The organism is Citrobacter sp. A316 (genome assembly GCF_002042945.1).
Lineage (GTDB): Bacteria > Pseudomonadota > Gammaproteobacteria > Enterobacterales > Enterobacteriaceae > Citrobacter > Citrobacter portucalensis.
In genome coordinates, this window is the sequence record NZ_MVFZ01000011.1 from 72,293 (window position 1) to 86,621 (window position 14,329).

Genomic DNA, 14,329 nt, shown 5'->3' on the forward strand with positions numbered 1-14,329 from the left:
ACCAGGCTAGCTTTCGACGACATTCCCCCACACCAGTTGCCCTTTATGGAAGGTCGCGGTGCGTGGGGAAATTCGCGCGACGGCTTCCGCCGAACAGGAGGCATCCACCAGCACAAAGCTGGCTTCATCCTGCGCTTTCGGCCAGACGCGCTCGCCTTTATCGTTAAGCGGCAGCACATCACCGGTAGCAAGGAACAACGCCCGCGACAGGTTCAGTTCGTTAGGGCGAATATAGAGCTGCGCGTACAGATTCGCCTTCTCCAGCATGTCGCCCAGTCCGTACGGCGACCAATGGTCAATCACGCTGTCGGTTCCGGTAATCACTTCCACGCCTTTGTCTCGCAGCGGCTTGAGCGGCATGTGCAAGGTACCGATCGGCACCGTCGAAGCAATGGTAATCTGCTGCGCCGCCATGCGGCTCGCCAGCGCATCCACCTGCTGTTCGTTCAGCGTCGCCAGCGCAAACGCGTGGCTGATGGTCAGTTTGCCCTTCAACTGCGGCGTTTTCTCCACCGTTTCCACCATGTAATTCACTGCCGCCACGCCTGCCGGACTGGTTTCATGCAGGTGGATATCCACGCCTTTATCGTAGTCCAACGCAATCTGGAACATGGTGTTGAGGGATTTTTCCATCGCCCCGTCGACGCTGGTTGGATCCAGACCGCCGACGTAATGCGCCCCCGCCTGCATCGCTTCACGCATCAGCGGTTCAGATTTTGATAACAGCAGGCCATGCTGCGGAAATGCCACGATTTCACAGGCAAAACCCGGTTGACGACGCGCCAGCACCGCCTGCAGGTTTTCGAGGTTTTTCAGCCCGGAAACCGGTTCTATGTTGCAGTGGCTGCGGGCGATCGAGGTGCCTTTTGATTGCAGCAGATCGATCAGCTTTTCCGCGCGCTCCTGCGTATAAGGCTGGAGTTCAGGCAGCAGCTTTTGTTCCAGGCGGATCATATCCTGAATAGTGGTGCCAGCCGGACGGTTCAGCGAACGCCAGGGACCGCCGTAAAAGGTTTTATCCAGATGAATGTGCATGTCGCGCATGGCGGGCAGCATCAGCTTTCCACCCGCATCGTAGTGCGGCAGCGTCGCATCCGGATGCTGCTTATTCTCGCGCAGCGCAACGATTTTTCCGTCTTGGATTTCAACGGTTTGCAGCGCGGTGCGGGTGTGCACCACCACCGAGTTTTCGTAATCAAAACCCGCTTCCAGCAGGACGTTATCCAGGTAATAGTGCTTATCATTAATCGTCATTGTGCTCTTCGACCCGCAGGTGTTCCCGACAGGGTTAGCAGCATACGCGACCGGAGCGACCGCGCCAAACAGCGCGGCAGCGGTCATCATTTTTCCGCTCTGGCTTAAAAATTCACGGCGGCTGTTACTTTCCTTCATTCACGTCTCCTCTCAGGAATGGACAATATGGGTGCCCGTTTCACCGCGCAGTGCTGCAGGCAGGCATTCCGGCGTGGTGATGATCACTCGTTTACCGCCACGCTCCAGGAACGCCAGACTGGCAACGATCTTGGGTAACATGCTGCCAGGCGGGAAATGTCCCTCCTGCATGTAACGGGTCATCGTTGTGACATCCACCGTATCCAGCGCCTGCTGGTTGGGTTTGCCAAAATGAATACAGACCTGCTCGACGCCAGTGGTGATCACCAGAATGTCAGCGCGGATCTCCTGCGCCAGTAGCGCCGTGGAGAGATCTTTATCAATCACCGCGTCCACGCTCTGGTAATCCCCTTGATCGCTACGCACCACCGGGATCCCGCCGCCGCCCGCGCCAATCACCACAAAGCCTTGCTGGGTCAGCGTTTTGATCGCCTCCGCCTCGACAATGCGCTTCGGTTGTGGAGAGGCGACTACCCGACGGTAGCCGCGCCCCGAATCCTCAACAAAGCGCCAGCCCGGATTGACCCGCTGCAGTTCATCACGCTGCGCTTCGCTAAAGAACGCCCCAATGGGCTTGGTCGGATTAGCGAAGCCCGGATCATTTTTGTCGACCTCCACCTGCGTGACCACCGTAACTGCCTTTTGCTCACCGCGCCGCGCCAGACGGTTATTCAGCGCCTGTTGGATCAGATAACCAATACCGCCCTGCGTATCGGCAACGCAGTTTGCCAGCGGGGTGAGTGGCAACCCTTCACGCTCGTGCGCGATTTCCGCACGCCGCAGATCCAGCCCCACCTGTGGCCCGTTACCGTGCGTCAGCACAATGTTGTAGTCCGATGCCAGCATCTCCAGCACCGTATCCGCTACCGCTTTCACCGCTTCAGCCTGGTGTTCAATCGACTGGCTGGCGTTATCTTTGATAATGCTGTTGCCGCCAATGGCAACGACCACAAGTTCTTTCATAGTGTTATCTTCCGCTTGCAGGCGATTCAGGTCGTTTTCGTCGGTTCCTGCTCAGGCGCAGTCACCGCTTCACGGCTATCAAGAACATGCTTGAGGACAAACATGCCGCTCATCATCAGGTAGGCCACAACAAACATCATCGAGCTGCCTTCCGCAAAGCCAACCGCCGGGGAGTGAATCACGCCAAACAGCGATAACAGCGCGCCAAAGGCTGCGGCAATCGCCCCGCGCAGCGGCTTATTCATAATGGCGAAGATAGCGACGCAGCCCCACAGCATGCTGGCCAGCGGCGCGCCGCTTCCCAGATGCACCAGGCCGTCGTAATAGACACCTTTGCTGTGCAGCAAGTCGCTACCCAGTTTCCCCGCGGATGTTCCGGCGGCGCCCATTACGCTGTTGACGATGGTCAACGCCCAGTTGGCGATCCACGGGAACAGACAGATGAAGATGACGGGAACCTCGACTTTGGGCGTTTCTCGCACCACCTGGTTGGCGGTCACCACGCCGATAAACACCAGAATCGGCACTATCGCGGTCATCGGAATAATGGCGAGCATAAACGCCCCCAGCCCAAACAGCGGCACCAGGAACATGGTGATGCCTGAAGCGAGGGTATAACCGATGCTGGCACCCATCGCTTTCCAGCCCGCATGCCCGACATACACTGTCACCGGGAACGGGTTACCCAGCATGCAGCCGAGCATGGAGGCAAAACCGTTCGCCATCATGACCTTACGGGTGTTGTACTCATCGCCAGCCGCGTGCGCACTTTCAATGTTCTCAAGGTCAAAAATGTAGTTCGCCAGACCCAGAGGAACCGCAGAAGCCAGATACGGCAGCGCGTGCGGCAAACCTTGCAGGAAGCTGTCGACATGAATTTCCGGTGGGTTGAAGCCAAAGGAAGACATCGACGCTTTAATGGCCTCCGGGCTTTGTAAACCGGAGATCCACGCCAGGGCCGTACCGGCAATCAGCAACAGCAAACCGGTAGGAATACGAGCAAAAATCGGCTTCTTACCGAACCAGTTAATGAAGATCAGCAACAAGACGATGAAAGAAACCGTCGGCGCTTCAAATGCCTGCAGCATCGGGTTCATCGCCAGCAGCAACAACCCCAGGCCGGACAAGCAAGAAAGCAGTACCGTACGCGGGATCATCTTGCGGATGGTCTCGCCCAGGAAGGAGCCGCCGACCAGGATCAACGCTTCGACAAAGCACCACACCAGGGCTATCTGGATCGCGAAGTTGGCATCTTTGGTTTGCTGATAAACCGGCATCAGCACCAGAAAAGTTACGGTAAAGATTGACGGTGCGCTCGGTCCGGACGGCAGCGCCGTCACGTCTTTACGCCCGGTGTGCTTTGCCATCTGCAGACCAAACCAGGCGTAGCAGACGCTGGCCACCAGCACCGCCAGACCAAAGGCAGGCGCAATGCGACCATAGACAATTTCGGTAGGGATCCCGACGACAAAAATGAGCAGCCCCATCATTGTCAGCAGGTTAGTCAGGTTGTTGGTCATCAGCCCAAAGTAGGCCGCCCAGTCACCACGTTTCCATTCTAGTTTTATGCTGTTCATGGAATATCCTTAACAGGTTAAGCATCGTTTGCGATCGCGGAGATCGCCCAGCCCTGCAGGTAAGCAACGTTTTTCGCTTCGCTACTGTGGGGCTAACCGCGTTAGCCCCGGTTATTGTTATTGGCAGTAGCGGTCGCGCCAGTTGAGGATCGCCTTTTCAAAACAGGCGAACGGCGGGTGAACGATTCCGGCGCCGATCATGCCGATCCCCGCATCTTTATGCGCAATGGCGGTGTTGATCACCGGCAGAATGCCAGTGCTGCCTACGCGCGTAATATCGATAGCAGTTGGTACGCCCATAAAACCAAGCAGTGGAATGGTGACGTTGGGGTTTTCGCCGAGAGTGATTTCTCGCATCTGGCGAGAGAAATCAACGGCCTCTTCGACCGTACCGCCCACCAGTGCCACAATGGCCGGCGCCGTCGCCATAGCGAAACCGCCAATGCCGTAGGTTTCGGTAATCGCGCTGTCGCCAATATCACGGCCGGAATCTTCCGGCTTGTAGCCCGCAAACATCGGGCCAATCACCTGCTGCGCCGGACCGGTAAACCACTGACCCGGCAAGCCGCTGATGCGCAGGCCGAACTCAACGCCGTTACGCGCCATCGTCGTCACCACGGTGCTGTATTCAATGCCGTGCGCAGCGTCCATGGCGGCTTTACACATCGCCATCCAGGTCGGTCCGGAGAAGTAATCACTACTGAGAACGAACTCAAACACCTCACGCTGCTGCTCAACCGGATAGCCGGTCTGAATAATCCACGGCGTCAGCGCCTGAATCAGCAGCGCCGTCCCGGCGTTGTTGCGGTTATGGCACTCATCGCCCATGTGCAGCGCCTGCGCCAGCATCAGGCGCAGGTCGATTTCACCCGCCAGTTTCATGGCGTCGCGCAGCATCGGTCCCAGCACATCGCGCATCCAGTTCAGACGATCGATAACGCTCTGATCGTTCGCGCCCATACGCAGGATCTTCGCCATCTGCTCGCTCATATTGGTATATGCGCGGTTGCCATAGGTTTTGTTCTCGACGATGTGCATAAACATCGATGCGGACGTCACGCCCGCCATCGAGCCGACACAGTCATGCTCGTGGCACGGAGAGAAGATGATTTCACCCGAAGCGGCCAGTTCGGCGGCTTCATCCAGATCTTTCGCCAGCCCTTCAAATACCAGCGCCCCGGTTACCGCCCCCTTCATTGCGCCACACATTTTTTCCCAGCGGATTGGCGGTCCGGCGTGCAGGATGGTGTTACGGGTCATACCCGGCACGACGTTGATCGCCTGGTCATAGCCAATCAGCACCGGATGTGACTGGATAATGCGTTCCAGCGCTTGCTGGTTAGCGGCCACGATTTTGTCTGCCAGCGGTGAATCAGCAATGTCGTCCAGTGCCGCTACCACCTGCATGTTGCCCTGGCCCGGCGGCGTCCAGTCGAGCTGGGTCACCGGTACGTTCTGCTTTTTCAGGTCATCGCTGAACATTGCGATACCGACGTTAATCACATTCAGCGGCTGGTTAAACAGTGTCTGGCTCATCAGGCTTCCTCCCCTTTACAGATAAATTCACGCGCCAGCAATCCGGTGTTGGTGCTACTGCTCGCCCAGATAACCCCGGCGTCGGTCAGCATCTGACACTGTTTTTCCAGCGACGGCGTATCAAGATCGGTTCCGAGCACATAGCCGAGGATCTCAAGCGGACGACCGTCTGCGGCGGCGATCGCTTTGGCTTCAACGATCGCATCGAGCATTACGCCAACCGGATCTTCATGCGATCCAAATCCAAGGACGAAGTCCATCACGATCACGCCAACTTCAGGATCGCGCGCTTCCTGCAACAGACGACTAATGCGGTTGGTGGGATCGATCATCGGGTGCGGTTTGCCGTTGGTAAAATCGTCATCACCGAAATCGAGGAAGGTATGCGCCACGCTGCGGTTGAGATCTTTCAGGCGGAACGCCGGATCCGGATGAATGTTGCTGTAAACTTCGGCATGTTTTTCCATGGCAGCAAACATCGCCTCATCGCACAACGTGCCACCGCAGAACAAGCCACGGATATACTTTTGTTGCGGGGTCAGACGGGCGCGAACCTCTTCAATCAGCGGCCAGTTGAGCGGATGCAGATCCAGACTCTCTTTTTTCACACCGGTCAGCAGTACCGCTTTCAACGCCGCCTCTTTAGTGCCGCGGGCAAACTGCAGGCCTTTTTCATCCGCAGACGCGGCTTCACGTCCAAGGAAACACACCACCACGGGCTTATGACAGGCGCGCGCACGTTCCAGCACCTTGCGCGCCACCGCTGGCGCAGGGGGTTTGGAAATCAGTGCGATGATCTCAGTTTGCGGATCGGCCTCCAGCATGCCAATCGCGTCAAGCATCATCAGGCCGCCAATCTTTTCGCTCAGATCGCGTCCACCGGTGCCAATCAGCTGGGAAATCCCGCCGCCAAACTCGTGAATGCGTACGCTCAGTTCCTGGCTACCGGTACCGGAGGCACCAATAATTCCGATGTTGCCGCGACGCACCGCATTGCCAAAACACAGCGCCGCGCCGTTAATGATGGCGGTTCCGCAATCTGGTCCCATCATCAACAGCCCTTTTTCATGCGCCAGCTGCTTAAGCGCCAGCTCGTCCTCAAGAGAGACGTTGTCAGAGAACAGCATCACATTGAGGTTATTTTGCAGCGCCTGACGCGCTTCACGCGCGGCAAACAGGCCGTTGACCGAGATCACCGCCAGATTGCTGTCAGGAACATGCTTCTTCGCGCTGGCAAGCGTGGCATAGCGCGCTTCGTGCTGACCACCCTGCTCTTTATGCGTAAACAGTTCATCGATAGCCACCAGCGTTTGCGCGTTTGCTTCGTCGCTCGCGCCTTTAATGACAATCATCAGATCGCCACTTTTCGCCTCTTCCAGCTCAGGCGTCAGCAGGCCGAGATTCTTCAGCACGCCCTTATTCATCTCTGTCGCCATAGCCACAAACGCCTGCTCAACGCCATCGAGCTTATTTGCGCGCGTGGAGATAGACATCAGTGAGACAGAATCAAAATACGTGTTCTTTTTAACAACTATCCTGATTGACATAATTCCCTCCGGACCTGTGGCTCAGGGCGCAGGCATCCGCCATGCCATACAGCATGTCGCAGCCAGAACTTGAGCCGATATTTTTAATGTCAGTAATATATTGCGTAGAAACGGGTTGTTGCTCAGTAATAAATTGGTTCAGCAGCCGTCCGACGTTTTCCCGATAACGCTGGTTAAATGCTTCCTCTAGCGTTATTTTGCTGAGTAGCGTTGTATTATTTCCGGCACATTGTAATGCTGCTAAAAAATCGTCTCGATATTTCCTCAGCGGATGTCCTGGAATAAATAAAATGGTGCTTAAGCCTACTAAATAATCATCCGATGAGGGCGTCAGCCCCATCCCCAGACCAATTAAATGGCTGACCGCCGTAGTGATATTTTCTCCTGTACGCAACGCCGTCAGTAATGTTTGTCGGCGGTTGAGTAATTGACGGGTGATTTCCTGATAAAACAGATTGTCACCCTGGTACAGAAATAATGTGTCGTCGCTTCTTAGCTGTTGGCGGATAACCTCTTCCCAATGCTGCCAGCCGACTGCGGCAAGGCTTGCTGCATCAGATGTCCACCGTGGTATTCGCCACAGCAGGCAACCGGCGGTTTCTATCCATTTATCATTGCCAACAACTATTCCCGACCCGCTAAAACTGACCAGCTCACCGGGGTGAAACAGGTCTTCACAATGCGTCAGCGCCACCCGACAGCTGTTAGGTGCGTTATCACAATCTTCACTCAGTAACGTCAGCAGCCGCTGCTGTTCGGGTATCAACAGGTTTACCGCGTGGGAAAAAACCTGTTCAACCCGTCCCGTTCCCCGGAAAGTGAGAAACGCGCTGTCTGCGGTTAGCGCCCGTACGCATCGCCGTGATGGCGTAGCGATAATGGCGCTCCTGTGTCAGGCTCCGGCCGCAATCAGCAGCTCGGCAATTTCGTGGTGCCCTTTCTCTCGCGCCAGTTCCAGCGGGGTTTTACCGTATTTATCCGTCATGTGCGGGTTTGCGCCATGGTCGAGCAACAGCTTAACGATCTCCTGCTGCTTCGCACCGCCGTCATTCAGCACAATGGCTTCCAGGAGCGGCGTCCAGCCAACAAAATTAGTATGGTTGACATTGATATCGGTACGCAGCAGCAGCTCACGCACGATCTCGACATGGCCTTTTTCGCTGGCTGGCGTAATACCGACACCGCCAAAACGGCTCAGGCAATTGAGGTCGGGGTTAGCCGGTAATACCGTACGCAACAGCGTTAAATCATTCGTCAGGCAGCTAATCAGGAAGGGGTTAAAACAAGTTTGATCTTGTTTATTAATATCGGCACCCTCTGCAATCAATAAAGAAACACAGTCATAATGTTTATTCAGGCTGGCAATAATAATGGCAGTACGCCCCTGGCGGTTAGTGGCATTAATATCCACATTTTTTGCCAGGCAGGATTTTAATCCATCGGCATTGCCTTGTTCTGCCGCCAGCAGAAATTCAGTAATGAGTTCTTTCTCTGACATAATCGCTCTCCTGCAGTTTTTTAGACTTTTTAAATATCCAATAACCTGAGAATAGCAACAGAGTGCAGAGAATAACATCCGCTTAAATTTCATTCATCGTTAGCGCATCGATTATTGAATCAATTTTAACAATGAGAACAAAACGTGCTGTAGTGCAATCTTTCCCTTATAGCTGGGGCCCTTTTAGCCATTAATCAGTAGTCCGGGAAATCAGGCGGTATGCTGCACGGATAGCGGCCTGCAATTAAAATACAGAAGTGTGATTGCCTTCAAATCAAATGTAAAACTAGTGTTAAATTCTGTTCAAAACTGATTGCTCTGTATAAGGATTACAAATACATTCAACAATCATCGTGTTGCAGATGCGCATTGTCGCCGGAGGGGAGAAAGATGAATTCAATATTTACCGAGGAAAACCTACTGGCATTTACGATGGCTGCTCGCTATAGCAGTTTCAGCAAGGCGGCGGAGGAGCTTGGCTTAACCACATCGGCAATTAGTTACACCATTAAGCGCATGGAAATGGGTCTCGACGTGGTGCTGTTTACCCGCAGTACTCGTAGCATTGAGCTGACCGAGTCCGGGCGCTACCTGTTTCGCAAGGCGACCGACCTGCTCAATGATTTCCACGCCATCAAGCGCAGCATTGATACCATCGCTCAGGGAATTGAAGCCCGGGTACGCATCTGCATTAACCAGCTGCTGTATACCCCTCAACATACGGCGCGGCTGCTGCAAGTACTGAAGAAACAGTTTCCAACCTGCCAGATAACCGTCACCACCGAGGTGTATAACGGCGTCTGGGATTCGATCATCAACAACCTCGCCAATATTGCCATTGGCGCGCCCGATACGTTACTGGACGGCGGCGGAATTGATTACACCGAGATCGGCGCGATCCGTTGGTCGTTTGCGATTGCCCCGGATCATCCGCTGGCGTTTATGCCTGAACCCATTTCTGAGAGCCAGCTGCGTCTGTACCCGAACATCATGGTGGAAGACACCGCACACACCATCAACAAAAAGGTCGGCTGGCTGTTACACGGACAAGAGTCGATTCTGGTTCCCGATTTTAATACCAAGTGCCAGTGCCAGATCCTGGGGGAGGGTATCGGTTTTCTGCCAGACTATATGGTGCGCGAGGCGATGGAAAAGTCGTTGCTGGTGACACGACAGATCCACAACCCGCGTCAGGATTCACGAATGCTGTTGGCAACCCAGCATTCGGCAACCGGTCGAGTCACTCAGTGGATTAAAAAGGAGTTTGGCCCACAAGGGATACTGACGGGGATTTATCAGGATTTGCTGCATCGGGCGTGATGCACCGGATGGCTGTTTTACCTTCCGGTGCACATAAGATAATCAGGCGCGGATATCGTCGTACTCGCGGGTTTTATCAAATTCATGTTTGGCAAACGGGCACAGCGGAATAACTTTGCGGTTTTCGGCGCGCATCTTCTCTACCACTTTAGCCACCAGCAGTTTGCCGACGCCCTGACCTTTCAGGCTGGGATCGACATCGGTATGTTCAATGATGCTCAGATGCTCGCCCGTCGGCACGAAGACAATCTCGGCAACCTGGTTGCCCTCAGCATCATTGACATAAAACTTGTTGTGGCCTGCAAGAATTTCCATGGTTCCCTCACTTATTTCTGGCGATATTTCAGCGCACCGCTCGGACAGGTATCGATGACCTTGATGACCGTTTCGACATCTACTTCGTCCGGGATGATCCACGGTTTACGTTTCAGGTTAAACAGCTTCGCGCTTCCCCGCACGCAATTGCCCGAATGCTGACATATCGCCGTGTTGAAGTAGACGTCAATCTTCTCGCCGGTATAGGCCCGGTAACCTGCATCCAGTAGTTCCTTATCCACGACATTGCCTCGCATTTTTTATTGTCTGGGTCTAATCATAGACCTATGCGAGGCTGAAGGAAGCGGCTGAAAGCAGAAATATCATTCAGGCTTTTTCTGTATCGACGGCTGCGGCTCTGGTGGCAAATACTCCAGCATCGCAGGCGTCGGCGGCGGGAGGCGGTTATCGGCAATATCCCTGTCCACATCGATATGACTGATTTCGCCATTCTCATGATGGTGGACCGTCAACACCCTCGCCTTGTTCAGTTCCGTAACCAGCTCCCGGGTAATACGCAAACTTTCTGCCAGCTCATGATCCTCAAGCCCGGGTCTGCGACTGCGGCGTTCCACCCGAAAACGAAACTGGTTGTACTTCGCCCAGCCAATCAGCACCAGGCCGTTGACCAGGGCAACAAGGATATAAAACGTGACCGTATCCAGCGTGGTGAAAAAGGGCCGCACACCCATATACGGTGAATGCGCCAGGGCTGTGATCAGCCCTTTATAGATCAAATAGATAAATCCAACCCATGCGATGGCCGTCAACAACACATCGATGATGCGCGGCAGCAGACGCCGCTCCGTGAAGATCAGTGGCTGGTTCATGATTCGATCCTCCCAATACCACGGTCAGGGCTCACCCAACGCGCTCTGCCGCGTTTGCGTTTGAGCATCACTTTCGGGAATGACACCAGAGTGGTGAACAGGCTTAGCATCCAGTACACCACCGGGAACCAGATAATCCAGAACAACGAAGCGCCAATATTTTTTTCATAGCGTCGTTCAATCATCAGGCTCACCGCAAACTGCAGCAAGCACACCACACCGAGGATAAGCCCGGTAAAGGCCGGTGGGAACAGATGTTGTACATACAGCGAGTCCGGCATCGGGATCATCAGCCCTAACAGGAACAGCACAATACTGATCGCATAAGCAAATGCCCATGCGGTAGAAAAACAGAACTCAAGAAACAGCGGCCACATGCGGCGGAACTCCCACGACCACAGGCGACGCATGTTAACGATAAACACCTCCGCACCACCCTGGGCCCAGCGCAGACGCTGCTTCCACAGCCCTCTTAACGTTTCAGGCATTAAGATCCAGCACAGTGCGCGCGGCTCAAAGAATACCGACCAGTGGCGCAATTGCAGCTTCCAACTGATATCGATATCTTCGGTGATCATGTCCGGGCTCCAGTAACCGACCTCGGCCAGCGCGCGACGACGAAACGCCGCAACCACACCTGAGACACTAAAGATCTGCCCATAGACTCGCTGAGTGCGCTTAATCAAGCCGATAATGGAAGTGAACTCACCGACCTGCACACGACCGATTAACGTAGAGCGGGTTCGAATACGCGGGTTCCCCGTCACTGCACCAACGCGTGGGAACTGGATCAGCGGAGCCACCATATAAGCGACGGCATCGCGCTCCAGTAACGCATCGCCATCAATACACACCAGATAATCGCTGCGCGCCGCGGCTGCACCGGTCTTGAGCGCCAGCGCTTTACCCTGGTTTTCAGCCAGATGAATCACCCGCAGGCTGGGGTATTCCACTGCCAGTTGTTCCAGCACGTCGTGGGTGTCATCCGTTGAACCATCGTTGATGGCAATCACTTCGATATTCTTATATCGCTGTGCCAGCGCGGCCTCAATGGTTTCACGCGCGTTGATCCCTTCGTTAAAACAGGGGATCAGAATGGAAACCAGTGGATTCCCCTGCAATGTCGGTGGTGGCGTGTCATCTCCCCATTTCCAGTGACGTTCACGGTAAAACCAGAAATAGACCCCGCCGCTTATCCATAAGCCAGACATGAACAAAGGCCAGAAGAAGACGAAGTTCAACATCACTTCACCTGTAAAGATGACAGCCACCCCAAACGGCAGGCTGAACATCAGGCAAAGTATCAGGAAAGCAATAATGCGATCGGTCATTTTTGCGGATACCAGTATGAGGAGAACGTCGAGCGAATCTCTGACATCTCAGGTTTGTCGCTGATGAAATCATCCGGATAATAGCCGTAGTTACCTGCACCGCTTAATTTCAGCTGGCGCATCCATTCGGCTATTTGTTTTCCGCTGATTTCAGCCTGATCCCCGGATTTACGCCAGTCTCGTGCCTGCAGTTCAAACACGGTTTTATCCAGCGCCCCAGGGGTTTGTGCAACGGCATTCACCAGTCGGTCAAGCCATGCGTTGGCATCATTGGCCGGGATCTGTTCCATGAATGGCATCGCCATCGGCGCCGTCCAGTCATAGGTATTGAGGAAATCATTCAGGTTTTGTGCAAACCAGGCTTCGCTTTCAGGCTCCAGTACCGGCATGGCGTAAATATTGCGCGCAGTTTGCACCTGTGGACCGCGAATATTACGCACCGACCGGGTCAGTTGTTTGGTGAAGTCGATCAGCATCTTACTTTTCAGGCGAGTCCAGCGCTCAAACGCCTGAGGATTATTACGTATTTGCTCGATACTGCCCGGAAGCCCTGCTGCACGGTAGGCAGCTAACGCCTCCGGCGACGCATCTTCAAAGTCCGTCAGGAAAGCATCGTCATGGAACAAAATACCTTTGAAGCTGGCGTGCTTCGCCAGGTCTTCATAGATTTCAGTGATGCGTTTACGCGCTTCGCTGTCCCAGGGAGAGAGACGAACATAGTTCTCGTGATTGATTGCAGTACGTCCCGTTTTCGGATCCCATGCAGTTACGCGTGGAATCGACGCGTCGAGATCGAAAGCCAGAACCGGCATCCAGGCATACACCGTCACCCCTGCCCGCGTTTGTAATTGCCAGGAGATATAGTTAAAGAGATCGGCACGCATCGGCAGCCAGCGGTTGGGGAAATAGACCTCGCGAATATTCCCGTCGCCCTGCGGATCGGCGTACGCCTGCAGGAAAACATGAGAAATGCGCATGTCATAAACACGCTGGATCAGCTTATCGATGTTTCGCTTCTGCTGAGCAGGGTCTTTGTCATACACATAATCCAGATCGACATGCATCACGCGCATCGTCTGTGGTTCACGGACCTGAGCGACCTGACTGGCAAAACGCTTAAGGGATGGGTTATCAGAGATCAGCACGCGCGGAATATCATCCAGAAACGCGGCATTCGCCAACCCTTCATTAAGCGTAAAGGCCATCTTATAGCCATGCTCTTTGGCCAGGTTTAGCGTCGTGCCGTTGGCTGCGCCGTAAGGCCATACCCACGCGCGCGGCGATTTCCCGGTCACCGCTTTGATCTTGTTAGTGATCAGAGAGATATCCGTGTTTATACGTCGCGTGTACTGTTCGTCCGTTTCATAAGTGCCGGTTTTCTTATCATACAGGCGGTTCGCTACAGCAGGCTCTTTACTCCCCTGCGGGTTGGCCTCAGCGCCAAAGTGCGAGTTCCAGGTGTGCGCACCGACTTCCACCAACGGCGACTTGCCCATTTCTTCGACCATCTTCCATGTGGCGAATTTGTCGCGCGCGGTCATTAAGCCGCCAAAATCGACTTTTTTGTTGGCTGGCGCATCGACCCAACTGCCTACTGGCGCCCAGAGCGCAGGCCAGTTGTAGGCTTTCAGCAATGGCCAGACGCGGGTATAAAAACTGCTATACCCGTCGTCAAAGGTGAGTAATACCGCTTTTTCCGGCAGTACAATTTTACCGTCATGGGCGTCCAGAATTTGCTGCACGCTGATCGGCTGATAGCCATTATCACGCAGCCAGGCCATTTGGTCGCTCAACGCGCTGGTACGTACAGAGAGGTAACGCTGATCGGCAGCACCATCTTCAACATCGTGATAACCCAGCACCAGGAAACTATTTTTCGGCCACTGATGATCCGCCGTCAGCGGTGTTCTCTCCCCGGGAGGAACATAGCGAGGCGTTGTATTGTGCGCGCTGCTGCACGCGGTAATCATCAACCAGCCAGCGATTAATGCGCTAAGCCACAGGCATCTTTTCAGCATGA

The 14,329-nt window shown here is 54.4% G+C and carries 13 protein-coding genes; 1 reads left to right on the top strand and 12 read right to left on the bottom strand.

The window, feature by feature from the left end; all coding sequences use genetic code 11:
• Window positions 1-6: 6 nt before the first annotated feature.
• From BZK41_RS14720 to BZK41_RS14750, 7 genes are all read right to left on the bottom strand, one after another.
• Window positions 7-1,392, bottom strand: a complete 1,386-nt coding sequence (locus tag BZK41_RS14720) for an amidohydrolase family protein (RefSeq protein WP_079938619.1) — start codon at window positions 1,390-1,392, stop codon at window positions 7-9.
• Between the two features lie 12 nt (window positions 1,393-1,404).
• Window positions 1,405-2,355 carry a carbamate kinase family protein gene (locus tag BZK41_RS14725; RefSeq protein WP_079938620.1) on the bottom strand — a complete coding sequence of 317 codons (951 nt, stop codon included), beginning with the start codon at window positions 2,353-2,355 and terminating at the stop codon, window positions 1,405-1,407.
• A 26-nt stretch (window positions 2,356-2,381) separates the two neighbouring features.
• The gene (locus tag BZK41_RS14730) at window positions 2,382-3,932 is read right to left on the bottom strand and encodes a hypothetical protein (protein ID WP_003840986.1); all 1,551 of its coding nucleotides are present in this window, start codon (window positions 3,930-3,932) and stop codon (window positions 2,382-2,384) included.
• Window positions 3,933-4,049: 117 nt separating this feature from the next.
• Window positions 4,050-5,468, bottom strand: coding sequence for a DUF1116 domain-containing protein (locus BZK41_RS14735; protein ID WP_079938621.1), 1,419 nt, complete (start codon window positions 5,466-5,468; stop codon window positions 4,050-4,052).
• Complete coding sequence (gene fdrA, locus BZK41_RS14740; RefSeq protein ID WP_079938622.1) at window positions 5,468-7,015, bottom strand: acyl-CoA synthetase FdrA; 1,548 nt, start codon at window positions 7,013-7,015, stop codon at window positions 5,468-5,470. The genes BZK41_RS14735 and fdrA overlap by 1 nt, the downstream gene beginning before the upstream one ends.
• Window positions 6,993-7,781: a DUF2877 domain-containing protein gene (locus tag BZK41_RS14745; RefSeq protein ID WP_139762612.1), complete on the bottom strand. Its 789-nt coding sequence runs from the start codon at window positions 7,779-7,781 to the stop codon at window positions 6,993-6,995. The genes fdrA and BZK41_RS14745 overlap by 23 nt, the downstream gene beginning before the upstream one ends.
• A gap of 126 nt (window positions 7,782-7,907) precedes the next feature.
• Window positions 7,908-8,513 carry an ankyrin repeat domain-containing protein gene (locus tag BZK41_RS14750; protein ID WP_079938624.1) on the bottom strand — a complete coding sequence of 202 codons (606 nt, stop codon included), beginning with the start codon at window positions 8,511-8,513 and terminating at the stop codon, window positions 7,908-7,910.
• Between the two features lie 390 nt (window positions 8,514-8,903).
• Here BZK41_RS14750 and BZK41_RS14755 point away from each other — a divergent pair, with 390 nt between their 5' ends.
• Window positions 8,904-9,833, top strand: coding sequence for a LysR substrate-binding domain-containing protein (locus tag BZK41_RS14755; RefSeq protein WP_003825551.1), 930 nt, complete (start codon window positions 8,904-8,906; stop codon window positions 9,831-9,833).
• Window positions 9,834-9,875: 42 nt separating this feature from the next.
• Here BZK41_RS14755 and BZK41_RS14760 read toward each other — a convergent pair whose 3' ends face one another.
• The 5 genes from BZK41_RS14760 to pgaB all read right to left on the bottom strand — a co-directional run bounded on the left by BZK41_RS14760 (window position 9,876) and on the right by pgaB (window position 14,327).
• Entirely contained in the window at window positions 9,876-10,148 is a 273-nt protein-coding gene (locus BZK41_RS14760) for a GNAT family N-acetyltransferase (RefSeq protein WP_016157396.1), read from the bottom strand.
• Window positions 10,149-10,159: 11 nt separating this feature from the next.
• The gene (gene yjdI / locus BZK41_RS14765) at window positions 10,160-10,390 is read right to left on the bottom strand and encodes a 4Fe-4S mono-cluster protein YjdI (RefSeq protein WP_003033864.1); all 231 of its coding nucleotides are present in this window, start codon (window positions 10,388-10,390) and stop codon (window positions 10,160-10,162) included.
• Window positions 10,391-10,471: 81 nt separating this feature from the next.
• Window positions 10,472-10,978 carry a poly-beta-1,6-N-acetyl-D-glucosamine biosynthesis protein PgaD gene (gene pgaD / locus BZK41_RS14770; protein ID WP_003825542.1) on the bottom strand — a complete coding sequence of 169 codons (507 nt, stop codon included), beginning with the start codon at window positions 10,976-10,978 and terminating at the stop codon, window positions 10,472-10,474.
• Window positions 10,975-12,309, bottom strand: coding sequence for a poly-beta-1,6-N-acetyl-D-glucosamine synthase (pgaC, locus tag BZK41_RS14775; protein ID WP_048236716.1), 1,335 nt, complete (start codon window positions 12,307-12,309; stop codon window positions 10,975-10,977). The genes pgaD and pgaC overlap by 4 nt, the downstream gene beginning before the upstream one ends.
• A complete protein-coding gene (gene pgaB / locus BZK41_RS14780) occupies window positions 12,306-14,327 on the bottom strand; it encodes a poly-beta-1,6-N-acetyl-D-glucosamine N-deacetylase PgaB (protein ID WP_079938625.1) in 2,022 nt (673 codons plus the stop codon). Before pgaB ends, pgaC begins: the two co-directional genes overlap by 4 nt.
• Window positions 14,328-14,329: the final 2 nt, after the last annotated feature.

Excerpts from the sequence above, each read along its gene's own strand:
- BZK41_RS14720 (WP_079938619.1), bottom strand. The coding sequence starts at position 1,392 with ATGAAGGAAAGTAACAGCCGCCGTGAATTTTTAAGCCAGAGCGGAAAA.
- BZK41_RS14725 (WP_079938620.1), bottom strand. The coding sequence starts at position 2,355 with ATGAAAGAACTTGTGGTCGTTGCCATTGGCGGCAACAGCATTATCAAA.
- BZK41_RS14730 (WP_003840986.1), bottom strand. The coding sequence starts at position 3,932 with ATGAACAGCATAAAACTAGAATGGAAACGTGGTGACTGGGCGGCCTAC.
- BZK41_RS14735 (WP_079938621.1), bottom strand. The coding sequence starts at position 5,468 with ATGAGCCAGACACTGTTTAACCAGCCGCTGAATGTGATTAACGTCGGT.
- fdrA (WP_079938622.1), bottom strand. The coding sequence starts at position 7,015 with ATGTCAATCAGGATAGTTGTTAAAAAGAACACGTATTTTGATTCTGTC.
- BZK41_RS14750 (WP_079938624.1), bottom strand. The coding sequence starts at position 8,513 with ATGTCAGAGAAAGAACTCATTACTGAATTTCTGCTGGCGGCAGAACAA.
- BZK41_RS14755 (WP_003825551.1), top strand. The coding sequence starts at position 8,904 with ATGAATTCAATATTTACCGAGGAAAACCTACTGGCATTTACGATGGCT.
- BZK41_RS14760 (WP_016157396.1), bottom strand. The coding sequence starts at position 10,148 with ATGGAAATTCTTGCAGGCCACAACAAGTTTTATGTCAATGATGCTGAG.
- pgaD (WP_003825542.1), bottom strand. The coding sequence starts at position 10,978 with ATGAACCAGCCACTGATCTTCACGGAGCGGCGTCTGCTGCCGCGCATC.
- pgaC (WP_048236716.1), bottom strand. The coding sequence starts at position 12,309 with ATGACCGATCGCATTATTGCTTTCCTGATACTTTGCCTGATGTTCAGC.
- pgaB (WP_079938625.1), bottom strand. The coding sequence starts at position 14,327 with ATGCTGAAAAGATGCCTGTGGCTTAGCGCATTAATCGCTGGCTGGTTG.